Origin of the sequence: Vulcaniibacterium tengchongense (assembly GCF_003814555.1) — a bacterium.
Lineage (GTDB): Bacteria > Pseudomonadota > Gammaproteobacteria > Xanthomonadales > Xanthomonadaceae > Vulcaniibacterium > Vulcaniibacterium tengchongense.
The window spans coordinates 805,803-819,278 of the sequence record NZ_RKQN01000001.1 but is presented as its reverse complement, the minus strand read 5'-3'; the positions used below and the strand labels follow the sequence as shown (position 1 = coordinate 819,278).

Annotated in this window: 12 protein-coding genes; 5 read left to right on the top strand and 7 right to left on the bottom strand. The window is 71.2% G+C overall.

The window, feature by feature from the left end; all coding sequences use genetic code 11:
* The first annotated feature begins 13 nt into the window (after window positions 1–13).
* The 4 genes from kynU (at window position 14) to EDC50_RS03690 (ending at window position 4,992) form a co-directional block, all read left to right on the top strand.
* On the top strand, window positions 14–1,285 hold the full coding sequence (gene kynU, locus EDC50_RS03705) for a kynureninase (RefSeq protein WP_123769096.1): 1,272 nt from the start codon (window positions 14–16) through the stop codon (window positions 1,283–1,285).
* 57 nt (window positions 1,286–1,342) lie between these two features.
* A complete protein-coding gene (locus tag EDC50_RS03700) occupies window positions 1,343–2,701 on the top strand; it encodes an FAD-dependent oxidoreductase (RefSeq protein ID WP_123769095.1) in 1,359 nt (452 codons plus the stop codon).
* A gap of 54 nt (window positions 2,702–2,755) precedes the next feature.
* Window positions 2,756–4,198, top strand: coding sequence for an exodeoxyribonuclease I (sbcB, locus tag EDC50_RS03695; RefSeq protein ID WP_123769094.1), 1,443 nt, complete (start codon window positions 2,756–2,758; stop codon window positions 4,196–4,198).
* A gap of 107 nt (window positions 4,199–4,305) precedes the next feature.
* Window positions 4,306–4,992: a DUF2461 domain-containing protein gene (locus EDC50_RS03690; RefSeq protein WP_123769093.1), complete on the top strand. Its 687-nt coding sequence runs from the start codon at window positions 4,306–4,308 to the stop codon at window positions 4,990–4,992.
* Window positions 4,993–5,071: 79 nt separating this feature from the next.
* Here the strand turns inward: EDC50_RS03690 and EDC50_RS03685 are convergent, their stop codons facing one another.
* Genes EDC50_RS03685 through cyoA form a run of 7 tightly spaced genes read right to left on the bottom strand, consistent with a single transcriptional unit; the run spans window position 5,072 to window position 11,907 of the window.
* Window positions 5,072–5,611: a response regulator transcription factor gene (locus EDC50_RS03685; protein WP_123769092.1), complete on the bottom strand. Its 540-nt coding sequence runs from the start codon at window positions 5,609–5,611 to the stop codon at window positions 5,072–5,074.
* Window positions 5,601–6,947, bottom strand: coding sequence for an ATP-binding protein (locus EDC50_RS03680; RefSeq protein ID WP_199742070.1), 1,347 nt, complete (start codon window positions 6,945–6,947; stop codon window positions 5,601–5,603). The genes EDC50_RS03685 and EDC50_RS03680 overlap by 11 nt, the downstream gene beginning before the upstream one ends.
* Before the next feature lie 13 nt (window positions 6,948–6,960).
* Complete coding sequence (locus EDC50_RS03675; RefSeq protein WP_199742071.1) at window positions 6,961–7,725, bottom strand: SURF1 family protein; 765 nt, start codon at window positions 7,723–7,725, stop codon at window positions 6,961–6,963.
* Window positions 7,722–8,120 carry a cytochrome o ubiquinol oxidase subunit IV gene (cyoD, locus tag EDC50_RS03670; protein WP_170167587.1) on the bottom strand — a complete coding sequence of 133 codons (399 nt, stop codon included), beginning with the start codon at window positions 8,118–8,120 and terminating at the stop codon, window positions 7,722–7,724. The genes EDC50_RS03675 and cyoD overlap by 4 nt, the downstream gene beginning before the upstream one ends.
* Window positions 8,117–8,752: a cytochrome o ubiquinol oxidase subunit III gene (gene cyoC / locus EDC50_RS03665; RefSeq protein ID WP_123769091.1), complete on the bottom strand. Its 636-nt coding sequence runs from the start codon at window positions 8,750–8,752 to the stop codon at window positions 8,117–8,119. Before cyoC ends, cyoD begins: the two co-directional genes overlap by 4 nt.
* A complete protein-coding gene (cyoB, locus tag EDC50_RS03660; RefSeq protein ID WP_123769090.1) occupies window positions 8,745–10,751 on the bottom strand; it encodes a cytochrome o ubiquinol oxidase subunit I in 2,007 nt (668 codons plus the stop codon). The genes cyoC and cyoB overlap by 8 nt, the downstream gene beginning before the upstream one ends.
* 55 nt (window positions 10,752–10,806) lie before the next feature.
* The gene (cyoA, locus tag EDC50_RS03655) at window positions 10,807–11,907 is read right to left on the bottom strand and encodes a ubiquinol oxidase subunit II (RefSeq protein ID WP_123769089.1); all 1,101 of its coding nucleotides are present in this window, start codon (window positions 11,905–11,907) and stop codon (window positions 10,807–10,809) included.
* Window positions 11,908–12,088: 181 nt separating this feature from the next.
* Between cyoA and EDC50_RS03650 the strand changes: the two genes are divergently transcribed.
* Complete coding sequence (locus EDC50_RS03650) at window positions 12,089–13,432, top strand: MFS transporter (RefSeq protein ID WP_123769088.1); 1,344 nt, start codon at window positions 12,089–12,091, stop codon at window positions 13,430–13,432.
* Window positions 13,433–13,476 lie beyond the last annotated feature (44 nt).

The following is a 13,476-nucleotide window of genomic DNA, read 5'->3' as shown; positions in this document are numbered from 1 at the left end:
CCCCGTGGCCGAAATGACCCTGCTTTCCGACGACTACGCCCGCGGCCTCGACGCCGCCGACCCGCTGCGCGAGCTGCGCGGCGAATTCCTGATCCCGCGCCACGGCGACGCCGAGCAGGCCTATTTCGCCGGCAATTCGCTCGGCCTGCAGCCGCGCGGCGCGCGCGCCTACGTCGAGGAAGTGCTGCACAAATGGGCGGCCGAGGCGGTGGAAGGCCACTTCACCGGCCAGGGGCAATGGATGCCCTACCACGAACTGGTGCGCGCGCCGCTGGCGCGCCTGGTCGGCGCGCAGCCGCACGAGGTGGTGGCGATGAACACGCTCACCGTCAACCTGCACCTGATGATGGTGAGCTTCTACCGGCCCACGCGCGAGCGCCCGGCGATCCTGATCGAGGCCGGCGCGTTCCCGTCCGACCGGCACGCCGTCGCCTCGCAGATCGCCTTCCACGGCTTCGACCCGGCGCGCGACCTGGTCGAACTGGAAGCCGACGAGCCCAACGGCACGATCTCGATGGCCGCGATCGAACGCGCGATCGCGCAGCACGGCCCGCGCCTGGCGCTGGTGCTGTGGCCGGGCGTGCAGTACCGCACCGGCCAGGCCTTCGACCTCGCCGCGATCGCGCGCCTGGCGCACGCGCAGGGCGCGCTGTGCGGCTTCGACCTGGCCCACGCGGCCGGCAATCTCGAACTCGCCCTGCACGACAGCGGCGCCGATTTCGCGGTCTGGTGCCACTACAAATACCTCAACAGCGGGCCGGGCGCGGTGGCGGGCTGCTTCGTCCATGACCGGCACGCGCGCAGCGAGCGGCCGCGCTTCGCCGGCTGGTGGGGGCACGACGTCGCCACCCGCTTCCGCATGGGGCCGCAGTTCCTGCCGACGCCGGGCGCGGACGGCTGGCAGCTGAGCAACCCGCCGATCCTGTCGCTGGCGCCGCTGCGCGCCTCGCTGGAGCTGTTCGACCGCGCCGGCATGGCGGCGCTGCGGCGCAAGGCGCTGGGCCTGACCGGCTACCTGCAGCGGCTGATCGAAACCCGGCTGGCGGAAACCCTGCAGATCGTCACGCCCACCGAGCCGGAACGGCACGGCTGCCAGATGTCGCTGCGGGTGCGCGCCGGCCGCGAGGCCGGGCGCGCGCTGTTCGCGCACCTGGGCGCGCGCGGCGTGCTCGGCGACTGGCGCGAGCCGGACGTGATCCGCATCTCGCCGGTGCCGCTCTACAACACCCATGCCGACGTGCTGCGTTTCGCGCGCGAGGTGGAGGCATGGCGGGATGCGTGTTGAAGTCCTCACCGCGCCGCCGGTCCGGGCGGGCGCGGAACGACCTGCGGGGGAACGCCGTTGAGCATGGATACCGATAGGCGCATCACCATCGTCGGCGCCGGCCTGGCCGGCGCCGTGCTGGCCACGCTGCTGGCGCAACGCGGCTGGGGCGTCGACGTGTACGAAAAGCGCGGCGACCCGCGCGTGCAGGGCTACGCGGGCGGGCGCTCGATCAACCTGGCGCTGGCCGAGCGCGGCCGCCACGCGCTGCGCCTGGCCGGCGCGGACGAGGCGGTGATGCGGCAGGCGGTGATGATGCGCGGACGCATGGTGCACTTCCTCGACGGCCGCACCGACCTGCAGCGCTACGGCCGCGACGACAGCGAGGTGATCTGGTCGGTGCACCGCGGCGAGCTCAACGTGATCCTGCTCGACATCGCGCAGCATGCCGGCGTGCGCTTGCACTTCCATCGCGGACTCGAGTCGGTCGACTTCGCCGCCCGCCGGGCGCGCTTCGTCGATCCGCGCGACGGCAGCGCGCACGAGGCGCAATTCGTTTCCCTGGTGGGCGCCGACGGCGCCGGCTCGGCGCTGCGCGCGGCGATGGCGCGCCAGGCCGACCTCGGCGAGCGCACCGAATACCTCGGCCACTCGTACAAGGAACTGGAGATCCCGCCGGCGCCGGACGGCGGCTTCCGCATCGAGCCCAACGCGCTGCACGTCTGGCCGCGCGGCCGCTACATGTGCATCGCCCTGCCCAACGACGAGCGCACCTTCACCGTCACCCTGTTCCTGCCCAACGCGGGCGAGCCGAGCTTCGCCAGCGTGCGCAGCGGCGCCGACGCGCGCGCGCTGTTCGCGCGCGACTTCGCCGACGCTTTGCCGCTGATCCCCGACCTGGAGCGGGACTTCGAACGCAACCCGACCGGGCTGCTGGCCACGCTGTACCTGGACCGCTGGCACCTGGCCGGCGAGGCGGTGCTGCTCGGCGACGCCGCGCACGCGATGGTGCCGTTCCACGGCCAGGGCATGAACTGCGCGTTCGAGGACTGCGTCGCCCTCGCCGGGCACCTGGACGCGCAGCCGGACCGCGCCGCCGCGTTCGCCGCGTTCCAGGCCGAACGCCTGCCGAACGCGCGCGCGATCCAGGCGATGGCGCTGGAGAACTATCTGGAGATGCGCGACCGCGTCGACGACGACGACTACCTGCTGCAGCGCGCGCTGGAGCGCGCGCTCGCCGAGCGCCATCCGGACCGCTTCGTGCCGCGCTACTCGATGGTCACCTTCCTGCGCATTCCCTACGCGCTCGCGTTCGAGCGCGGCCGGCTGCAGCGCGAGCTGCTGGTCGAACTGACCCGCGGCCATGCCTCGCTCGACACGCTGGACTGGGACCGCGTGGACGCCGCGGTGCGCGAGCGCCTGCCGCCGCTGGCGTGAGGCCGCCGCGGCCACGCCGCTCCCGTCCCCTCTCACCCGTTCATCGCCCCTCGCATGCCCGCCAGCTTCCTGTTCTACGACCTGGAAACCTTCGGCGCCGACCCGCGCACCTCGCGCATCGCCCAGTTCGCGGCGATCCGCACCGACGCCGAACTGAACCCGGTCGAGGAGCCGATCAGCGTGTTCGTGCGCCCGGCCGACGACCTGCTGCCCTCGCCCGCCGCCACCCTGGTCACCGGCATCGCGCCGCAACGGGCGCTGCGCGAAGGCGTCAACGAGGCCGCGGCGTTCGCGCTGATCCACGAGCAGATGGCGCGGCCGGAGACCTGCAGCCTGGGCTACAACTCGCTGCGCTTCGACGACGAGTTCGTCCGCTACGGCCTGTTCCGCAATTTCTACGACGCCTACGAGCGCGAATGGCGCGGCGGCAACTCGCGCTGGGACCTGCTCGACGTGCTGCGGCTGGCGCATGCGCTGCGTCCGGACGGGCTGGAATGGCCGCGGCGCGAGGACGGCGCGCCTTCGTTCAAGCTCGAGCACCTGGCCGCGGCCAACGGCGTGCGCGAGGGCGAGGCGCACGAAGCGCTGTCCGACGTGCGCGCGCTGGTCGGCCTGGCGCGCAAGCTGCGCGCCGCGCAACCGCGGCTGTGGGACTACGCCCTGCGCCTGCGCGACAAGCGCTTCGCCGCCGGCCTGCTCGACACCACCGCGATGACGCCGGTGCTGCACGTCTCGCAGCGCTTCGCCGCGACCCGGCTGTGCGCGGCGGCGATGCTGCCGGTGGCGCGGCATCCGCGCATCGACAGCCGGGTGATCGCGTTCGACCTGGACCAGGACCCGGAGCCGCTGCTGCGGCTCGCGCCGGAGGAGATCGCCGACCGCCTGTACACGCCGATCGCCGACCTGCCCGAGGGCGAGAGCCGGGTCGCGCTCAAGGAGATCCATCTCAACCGCTGCCCCGCCCTGGTCGCCTGGGACCATCTGCGCGGGCCCGACTTCGCGCGCCTGTGCATCGACCCGGCGCGGGTCCTCGAGCGCGCCGCGCGCCTGCGCGCCGCCGGGCCCGCGCTGGCCGAGAAGGTGCGCCGGGTGTACGCCCAGGTGCGCGAACGCGCGGCCGCGGACGTCGACGCTTCGCTGTACGACGGCTTCATCGGCGATGCCGACAAGCGCCTGTTCGCCGAAGTGCGCGCCACCGCGCCGCAGGCGCTGGGCACGCGCGCGTTCGCCTTCGCCGACCCGCGCCTGCCGGAACTGCTGTTCCGCTACCGCGCCCGCAACTGGCCGGAGACGCTCGCCCTCGACGAACACGCGCGCTGGAACGACTACCGCCGCCGGCGCCTGCTCGAGGAATCGGGCCTGTCCGAACTCAGCCTGCCGCGCTACCGCGCCGAGATCGCCGCGCTGCGCGCCGTCCATGCCGGCGACGGCGCCAAGCTCGCCCTGCTCGACCGGTTGGACGCCTGGGGCGACGAACTCGAGGCGGGGCTGGCCTGAGCCCGGCGCCCGCGCCCGCCGGCGGACGGCGCCGGTTTGCCGCCCGGCGGGCGAAAATGGCGCCTGGCCCGACCCGGGCCGTCCCCCCTCCCGACGCCCCATACCGCATGACCCGCTACTTCAGCGACGCCAGCTTCAGGTTCCTGCGCGGCCTGGCCCGCCACAACGAGCGCGAATGGTTCCACGCGCACAAGCGCGACTACGAAGCCCATGTGCGCGAGCCGTTCCAGCGCCTGCTCACCGACCTGCAACCGGCGCTGGCGCGGATCAGCGAGCACTACCGCGCCGAGCCGAGGACGGTCGGCGGCTCGCTGTTCCGGATCCAGCGCGACACGCGCTTCGCCAACGACAAGTCGCCGTACAAGACCTGGCAGGGCGCGCGGCTGTTCCATGCGCGCAGCCGCCAGGTGGAAGCGCCGTCGTTCTACCTGCACCTGCAACCGGGCGAGTGTTTCGTCGCGGCCGGGCTGTGGCACCCGCAGCCCGGCACCCTGCGGCGCGTCCGCCATTTCGTCCTCGACAATCCCGGCGGCTGGAAGGCGGCCGCGCACGAGCCGAAGTTCCGCCGCCGCTACGCGCTCGACGACAGCGAGACGCTGACCCGGATGCCGCGCGGCTTCCCCGACGATTTCGCGTTCGCCGGGGACCTCAAGCGCAAGAACTTCGTCGCGCTCCGCGCGATCGACGACGCCACGATGACCGGCCCGCGCCTGTTGAAGACGCTGCAGGGCGACCTGGCGGCGCTGGCGCCGTTCGTCGACTACCTGTGCGCCGCGCTGGACCTCGAGTTCTGAGGAACGGGCGCGGAACGGGCGAACGCGGGCGCGCCCTCGCCCGGGTCCCCGTTGCGGGCCGCTCGTTTCCGGTTGCGGCTCACTTCACCCGCTGCTTGTCCAGCTTGCGCGCCAGCGTGCGCCGGTGCATGCCGAGCCGGCGCGCGGCCTCGGAGATGTTGAAGTTGGTCTCGGCCAGCACCTCGTGGATGCGCTCCCATTCGAGCGTCTTGATCGAGGTCTGGCGGCGGGTCAGTTCGACGGTGGCGTCGCCCTCGGTGCGGTCGAACGCGGCCTCGATGTCGTCGGTGTTCGAAGGCTTGACCAGGTAGTGGCAGGCACCGAGCTTGATCGCCTCCACCGCGGTGGCGATGCTGGCGTAGCCGGTCAGCACCACGATCAGCATGCGCGGATCGTGCGCATGCAGCGCCTGCACGCAGGCCAGGCCGGAGTCGCCGCCGGCCAGCTTCAGGTCGACCACGGCGTAGCCCGGCGCGTGCTCGGCCGCGACGGCCATCGCCTCTTCCTGGTTGGCCGCGCAGCGCACCGCGTAGCCGCGGCGCTCGAACGAGCGGCTCAGGGTCCGGGCGAAATCGGCGTCGTCCTCGACGATCAGCAGGCGTCTCGGTTCAGGGTTCATCGCGGCCTCCTTCGTCCAGGTCCTCTTCTTCCAGGGTCAGCGCCGACAATGGCAGGGTCACGGTGACGACCGCGCCGCGGGGCTCGGCGTTGCGCGCGGCGATGCTGCCGCCCAGCGTGCGCGCCACGTTCACCGCCAGGAACAGGCCCAGGCCGCGGCCGGGGCGGCCCTTGCTCGACTGGTAGGGCTTGCCGAGATTGGCCAGCATCTGCGGGGCGAAGCCGGGGCCCCGGTCGCGCACGCGCAGCACCAGCGCTTCGTCCTCGATCGCCGCGTCCAGGCCGACCCAGCCCGGCGAGGCCTCCAGCGCGTTGTCGAGCACGTTCTGGATCATCTGCTTCAGGCCGGTGTCGGAGACGATGTGCAGGTCGCCGTCGAAATGCTTGGCGTACTCGAACGCCAGCACCGGGCGGGTGGCCCGCCACTCCGCGACCACGCCGTCGAGGAAGGCCGACAGCGTGGTCGGCGCGGGCGCCTCGCCGCGGGTCTCGCCGGCGGACAGCAGGATGCCGGTGACGATCGACTTGCAGCGGTCGACCTGCGCCTGCATTTCGTCGAGTTCCTGGCGCAGGTCGGCGCGGTCGACGAACGGCTGCATCCGCCGCCAGTCGCCGAGGATCACCGACAGCGTCGCCAGCGGCGTGCCCAGCTCGTGCGCGGCGCCGGACGCGAGCAGGCCCATGCGCACGATGTGCTCCTCCTCGGCCGCGCGCTGGCGCAGCGCCGCCAGGCGCGCGTCGCGCGCGCGCAGCGAGGCGCTGATCCGACTGATGAACATCACCAGCAGGATCGCGTTCAGGCCGAAGCAGACCAGCAGGCCCTGCACGTAGGGATCGCGCAGGCCTCCGGACGGATCGATCGGGATCGCCACCGGGCTGCGCCACAGGGTCAGCGCGACGATACAGGCGCTGGCGACGGCGGCCACGGCCAGGCTGGTGCGCGCGCGCAGCAGCACCGCGGCCAGCGCGACCTGCAGCAGGTACAGGAACACGAACGGGTTGGAGATGCCGCCGCTGAAGTGCAGCAGCGCAGTCAGGGTCAGCACGTCGACCAGCAGCGCGGCGAACAGCGCGCCCTCGCCGACATCCTCGCGCCGGCGCCAGCGCAGCATGCTGGCCAGGTTGAACGCGGCCAAGGCCGCGACCACCGCCGTCATCGGCACCAGCGGCAGGGCGATGCCGAAGCCGTAGTGGACGAACAGGATGGTCGCGACCTGCCCGACCACGGCGATCCAGCGCAGCTGGATCAGCGGATGCAGCGGGCCGAGGCGGGAACGCATCGGCAGCATCGACAGCGCGGCTTCGCCGAGCGGACGCGGCGGCATCGGGTCCTGCATCGGCGTTCCTCCCTCAGCGGGTTCGGGCGCGGCGGCGGCGTTCGTCGCGCAGCACATAGGCGGCGGCGGCCGCCATCGCCGCCAGCACGAACCAGGTCACCGCGTAGGACAGATGGTTGTTGCGGAAGCGCACCACCGTCAAGCCGCCGACCGGCGGCGCGGCCGCGGCGGCGCCCGGCGCGCGCTCGGCGTCCACGAAATACGGCGCCACCCGCTGCGGGTCCAGGCCGCGCGCCGCGGCGATCGCACGCACGTCGCGCGAGTACCAGCGCCCGCGCGCCGGGTCGTTGCGGCGAAGGAAGCCGCCGCCCGGCTCGCTCAGGCGCAGCAGCCCGACCACCTGCGTCTCGCCGCGCGGCGCCTTTGCGCCGCGCCAGTCCGGCGGCACGAAGCCCCGGTTGACCAGCACCACGCTGCCCTCGCGGGTGCGCAGCGGAGTCAAGAGCCAGAAGCCGGGGCCGAGTTCGGTCACCGCCTGCACCCGCGTGTCGCGGCCGTCCAGGTACCGTCCGTCCAGGCGCACGCGCAGGTACTCGTGCGCGGCAGCGCCGATCCGCGGCCATTCGCGCGGGCCCGGCGCCGGTGCCGGCGGCGCGTGCACGCGCGCCTCGACCCGTTCGATCAGGTCCCGCTTCCAGGCCAGCCGCTGCACCTGCCAGATGCCCAGCCCGGCGAAACCGGCGCAGGCCAGCGCCAGGAAGCCCAGCAGCGCGAACAGCGCGCCCCGGCCGCGCGGCCGCGGCGCCGGGCCCTCGCGTTCGCGCGCCGGGTGGCTCACGGCATGTTGCGCATGTCGTGCGGGGCCATCGGCATCATGTTGGTGTTCAGGTGATGCATGACCCACAACGAGCCGACCAGCATGATCGCCACCAGCACCACGGTGAAGATCAGCGCCAGCATGTTCCAGCCGCCCTCGGACTTCGCGTCCAGGTGCAGGAAGTAGACCATGTGCACGACCATCTGCACGGCCGCGAACGCGAGCACGACGAAGCCGGTGACGCTGGAGGACGGCAGCGCCTTGCCCATCACCAGCCAGAACGGGATCGCGGTCAGCACGAGCGACAGCAGGAAGCCGATCGCGTAACCCTTGACCGAGAAGTGGATGCCGCCGTCGTGGTCGTCGTGGTGGCCGCCGGCGCGGTCGTTGTCGTGGTGCACGGGCGCGTGGCTCACGGCAGCACTCCCATCAGGTAGACGAAGGTGAAGACGCCGATCCAGACGACGTCGAGGAAATGCCAGAACATGGACAGGCACAGTAGGCGGCGGCGGTTGGCCGCGGTCAGGCCGTGCCTGCCGACCTGCAGCATCAGCACCACGAGCCAGATCACGCCGAAGGTGACGTGCAGGCCGTGGGTGCCGACCAGGGCGAAGAACGAGGACAGGAAGGCGCTGCGCTGCGGGCCGGCGCCCTCGTGGACCAGGTGGGCGAATTCGTACAGCTCCACCCCGAGGAAACCCAGGCCCAGCAGGCCGGTGATCGCCAGCCACAGCAGCACCGCCGGCTGCTTGCGCGCCTGCATCGCCACCATCGCGAAGCCGTAGGTGATCGAGGACAGCAGCAGCAGGCCGGTGTTGATCGCGACCAGGTTCAGGTCGAACAGGTCGGCGCCGGACGGGCCGGCCGCGTAGCTGCGCCCGAGCACGCCGTACACCGCGAACAGCACGGCGAAGATGAGGCAGTCGCTCATCAGGTACAGCCAGAAGCCGAGCAGCGTCCCGTTCTCCGGATGGTGCTTGCCGGCGGCGTCGTAGAAGACCGGGCGCCCCTGGGCGTCGGTCAGGGCGATGGCATGGGCGTCAGACATGGGCGGTCGCCAGTTGCTGGGTGCGCGCTTCCTCGGTCCGGGCGATCTCCTCGGCCGGGATGTGGTAGTCGCGCTTGTAGTTGAAGGTATGGGCGATGGCCGCGACCAGCAGCGCCAGGAACGACGCGCCGACCAGCCACCAGATGTGCCAGACCAGGGCGAAGCCGAGCAGCGTACTCAGGCCGGCGAGCACCACGCCCGCGGCGGTGTTCTTCGGCATGTGCACCGGCAGGAAGCCCGAAGTCGGGCGCTGGTACCCGCGTTGCTTCATGTCGTGCCAGGCGTCGTTGTCGTGCACCACCGGGGTGAAGGCGAAGTTGTAGGCCGGCGGCGGCGACGAGGTCGACCACTCCAGGGTGCGGCCGTTCCACGGGTCGCCGGTGGGGTCGCGCAGCTGCTCGCGCTTGCGGAAGCTGACCGCGAACTGGACCAGCATGCAGGCGATGCCGATCGCGATCAGCAGCGCGCCGAAGGCCGCGATCACGAACCAGACCTGCAGCGACGGGTCGTCGAAGTGGCTGACACGGCGGGTCACGCCCATCAGGCCGAGCACGTACAGCGGCATGAAGGCGAAGAAGAAGCCGACCAGCCAGAACCAGAACGACAGCTTGCCCCAGAACGGGTCCAGCCTGAAGCCGAACGCCTTCGGCCACCAGAAGTTGATGCCGGCGAACAGGCCGAACAGCACGCCGCCGATGATCACGTTGTGGAAGTGGGCGATCAGGAACAGGCTGTTGTGCAGCACGAAGTCGGCCGGCGGGACCGCCAGCAGCACGCCGGTCATGCCGCCGATCACGAACGTCACCATGAAGCCGATGGTCCACATCATCGGCAGCTCGAAGCGGATGCGGCCGCGGTACATGGTGAACAGCCAGTTGAAGATCTTCGCGCCGGTCGGGATCGAGATGATCATCGTGGTGATGCCGAAGAACGAGTTGACGCTCGCGCCCGACCCCATGGTGAAGAAGTGGTGCAGCCACACCAGGTACGACAGGATCGTGATCACCACGGTCGCGTACACCATCGAGGCGTAGCCGAACAGGCGCTTGCCGCAGAAGGTGGCGACCACTTCGGAGAAGATGCCGAAGCACGGCAGGATCAGGATGTAGACCTCCGGGTGGCCCCAGATCCAGATCAGGTTCACGTACATCATGGCGTTGCCGCCAAGATCGTTCGTGAAGAAGTTAGTGCCGACGTAGCGGTCCAGGGTCAGCAGCGCCAGCGCCGCGGTCAGCACCGGGAACGAGGCCACGATCAGGACGTTCGCGCACAGCGAGGTCCAGGTGAACACCGGCATCTTCATCAGCGACATGCCCGGCGCGCGCATCTTGACGATGGTGGCGATCAGGTTGATGCCGGACAGCGTGGTGCCGACGCCGGCCACCTGCAGTCCCCATATGTAGTAGTCGACGCCGACCCCGGGACTGTAGGCGATGCCCGACAGCGGCGGGTACGCCAGCCAGCCGGTGGTGGCGAACTCGCCGACGAACAGCGACACCATCACCAGCGCGGCGCCGCCCGCCGTCATCCAGAAGCTGAAGTTGTTGAGGAACGGGAAAGCGACGTCGCGAGCGCCGATCTGCAGCGGCACCACGTAGTTCATGAACCCCGTGATCAGCGGCATCGCCACGAAGAAGATCATGATCACGCCGTGGGCGGTGAAGATCTGGTCGTAGTGGTGCGGCGGCAGGTAGCCGAGCGAATCCCCGAAGGCGATGGCCTGCTGCAGGCGCATCATCACCGCGTCGGCGAAGCCGCGCAGCAGCATGACCAGCCCCAGCACGATGTACATGATGCCGATCTTCTTGTGGTCGATGCTGGTGAACCACTCCTTCCAGAGGTGGCCCCACAGGCGTTGGCGCGTGATCAGCGCGATCAGCGCCAGGCCGCCGATGGCGACGGCGATGAACGTGCCGATCAGGATCGGCTCGTGCAGCGGGATGGCGTCCCAGGACAGGCGGCCCAGGAGCGGATGGGTTTGGCTGACGGGTTCGGACATCGTGCTTCTCACTGTCCGCGCGCGCGGACGGCGCGCGGCGCGGGGATTCGGGACATCAAGGGGCGAGGACGGCGACGCTCGCCGGCACCGGGTTGGACGAGGCCGGGCCGGACGGGACCGTTGCGGCCGGGAGCGGCGCCGGGTCGTTCGCGGCGCAGACCGCCGAGGCGACCACCGGGCCGCCGCGCAGGTCGCCCGCGCGCCGCGCCACCAGCGCATCGGCCGCGAGGCCGCGCTTGCCGAGACCGCCGGTGGCGTCGATCGCCATCATCTCGTCCATGCACATCTTGGCGGTGTCGACGCAGCGGTTGAGGATGGCGCGGTACAGGCCCGGCGACACCTGGGCGTAGTAGCGCACCGGCTCGCGCTCGCTGGGCTTCTCCAGCCGCAGGTAGTCGGCGCGCTCCAGGGCGTCGCCGCCGGCGCGCACCTTGGCCACCCAGCGCTCGAAGTCCTGCGCGCTCAGGCCGTGGAAGCGGAAGCGCATGCCGGAGAAGCCGGCGCCGCTGTAGTTGGCGGAGAAACCGACGTACTCGCCGGGCCGGTTCATCACCGCGTGCAGCTTGGTCTCCATGCCCGGCATCGCGTAGATCTGCCCGGCCAGTGCAGGGATGTAGAAGGAGTTCATCACCGAGGAGGCGGTGATGCTGAACCGGATCGGGCGGTCCACCGGCGCGGCCAGCTCGTTGACGGTGGCGATGTTCTGCTCCGGGTAGAGGAACAGCCACTTCCAGTCCAGCGCCACCACCTGCACGTCCAGCGGCTCGACGCCCTCCGGCACCGGCTTGCCCTCGGCGATGCGGTCGAGCGGGCGGTACGGATCGAGCGTGTGGGTGCTGATCCAGGTGATCGCGCCCAGGGCGATGATGATCACCAGCGGCGCGGCCCAGATCAGCAGCTCGAGCTGGGTGCTGTGGTCCCAGTCCGGCTTGTAGGTCGCCTTCGCGTTGGAGGCGCGATAGCGCCAGGCGAAGAACAGGGTCAGCGCGATCACCGGGACGATGATGATCAGCATCAGCAGGGTCGAGACGACGATCAGGTCGCCCTGCTGCCGGGCCACGTCGCCGGGCGCGTTCAGCAGCAGCGTGTTGCACCCGGCCAGCGGCAGGACGGCCAGGGCCGCGAGGAGGCGGCTCAGGGTCTTGAGTGGGGACATGGGATCGCGGATGGCAGTGGGGGAGCCGCAGGGCGGCTTCATCCGCGCCAATTTACCCAGACGGACGCCGGCGCACGATTGGACGTTTTGTCCTATGGCCTCCACGGCCGCGGAGTGGGACCCTAATGCACGCTTGCGTTCCCGCGCCCGACGGCGCCCGCTCCCCTGCCCCGACCGACCGATGCACAGCCCGACTTCCGCCCATCCCGCTTCCGGCCCGAATCCGACCGCCCGGCACGCCACCGTCTCCGTGCACGGCGAGGACAGCCACGCGGTCGCGCCCGGCGACATCGCGGTCGGCGTGGTCGTCGGCCGCGCCTCGGAATACTTCGATTTCTTCGTCTACGGCATCGCCTCGGCGCTGGTGTTCCCGACGGTGTTCTTCCCGTTCATGGAGCGCCTGGAAGCGACGCTGTGGTCGTTCGCGATCTTCGCCCTGGCCTTCGTCGCGCGCCCGTTCGGCACGGTGCTGTTCATGTGGATCCAGCGCCGCTGGGACCGCAGCACCAAGCTGACCGCGGCGCTGTTCCTGCTCGGCACCGCCACCGCGGGCATCGCCTTCCTGCCCGGCTACGAGAAGATTGGGCCGCTGTCGATCGCGCTGCTGGCGCTGTTCCGCCTGGCCCAGGGCGTGGCGCTGGGCGGCTCCTGGGACGGCCTGCCGTCGCTGCTGGCGCTGAACGCGCCCAAGCACCGGCGCGGCTGGTACGCGATGCTCGGCCAGCTCGGCGCGCCGGCGGGCTTCGTCATCGCCGCGGCGCTGTTCGCCTACCTGCTCTCGGCGCTGTCGGCGGAGGACTTCTTCGGCTGGGGCTGGCGCTATCCGTTCTTCGCCGCGTTCGCGATCAACGTGGTCGCGCTGTTCGCGCGCCTGCGCCTGGTCGTCACCCACGAGTACGAGCGCGAGCTCGGCCGCCACGACCTGGAACCCACGCCGGTGCTGGAGCTGTTCCGGGCCAAGGGGCGCAACGTCGTGATCGGCGCGTTCGCCGCCCTGGCCAGCTATGCGCTGTTCCACCTGGTCACGATCTTCCCGCTGTCGTGGATCCTGCTGTTCTCCAAGCAGTCGATCGGCCAGTTCCTGCTCGTGCAGATCGCCGGCGGCTTCCTCGCCGCGGCGTCGATGGTGATGTCGGGCCTGATCGCCGACCGCTTCGGCCGCACCCGCACGCTCGGCGCGCTGGCCTTGGCGATCGCCGCGTTCAGCGGCTTCGCGCCGATGCTGCTGGGCGCGGGCGCCTTCGGCCAGGACGTGTTCGTGCTGGTGGGCTTCGCCCTGCTCGGCCTGTCCTATGGCCAGGCCGCCGGCTCGGTCACCGCGAACTTCGGCTCGCGCTACCGCTACACCGGCGCCGCGCTGACCTCCGACCTGGCCTGGCTGATCGGCGCCGCGTTCGCGCCGCTGGTGGCGCTGGGCCTGTGCGCCAAGTTCGGCCTGGCCTTCGTCGGCGCCTACCTGCTCTCCGGCGCGGTCTGCACCGTCGCCGCGCTGGCGGTCAACCACGCGCTCAAGCTGAAGAACTGAGCCCCGGCCCGGGCCGCGGATTCGCCGGGCGGATGAAACCGCGG

Bases quoted from the DNA above. Each gene is read 5' to 3' on its own strand.
- kynU (WP_123769096.1), top strand. From the start codon at position 14: ATGACCCTGCTTTCCGACGACTACGCCCGCGGCCTCGACGCCGCCGAC.
- sbcB (WP_123769094.1), top strand. From the start codon at position 2,756: ATGCCCGCCAGCTTCCTGTTCTACGACCTGGAAACCTTCGGCGCCGAC.
- EDC50_RS03690 (WP_123769093.1), top strand. From the start codon at position 4,306: ATGACCCGCTACTTCAGCGACGCCAGCTTCAGGTTCCTGCGCGGCCTG.
- EDC50_RS03685 (WP_123769092.1), bottom strand. From the start codon at position 5,611: ATGAACCCTGAACCGAGACGCCTGCTGATCGTCGAGGACGACGCCGAT.
- EDC50_RS03680 (WP_199742070.1), bottom strand. From the start codon at position 6,947: ATGCAGGACCCGATGCCGCCGCGTCCGCTCGGCGAAGCCGCGCTGTCG.
- cyoC (WP_123769091.1), bottom strand. From the start codon at position 8,752: ATGTCTGACGCCCATGCCATCGCCCTGACCGACGCCCAGGGGCGCCCG.
- cyoB (WP_123769090.1), bottom strand. From the start codon at position 10,751: ATGTCCGAACCCGTCAGCCAAACCCATCCGCTCCTGGGCCGCCTGTCC.
- cyoA (WP_123769089.1), bottom strand. From the start codon at position 11,907: ATGTCCCCACTCAAGACCCTGAGCCGCCTCCTCGCGGCCCTGGCCGTC.
- EDC50_RS03650 (WP_123769088.1), top strand. From the start codon at position 12,089: ATGCACAGCCCGACTTCCGCCCATCCCGCTTCCGGCCCGAATCCGACC.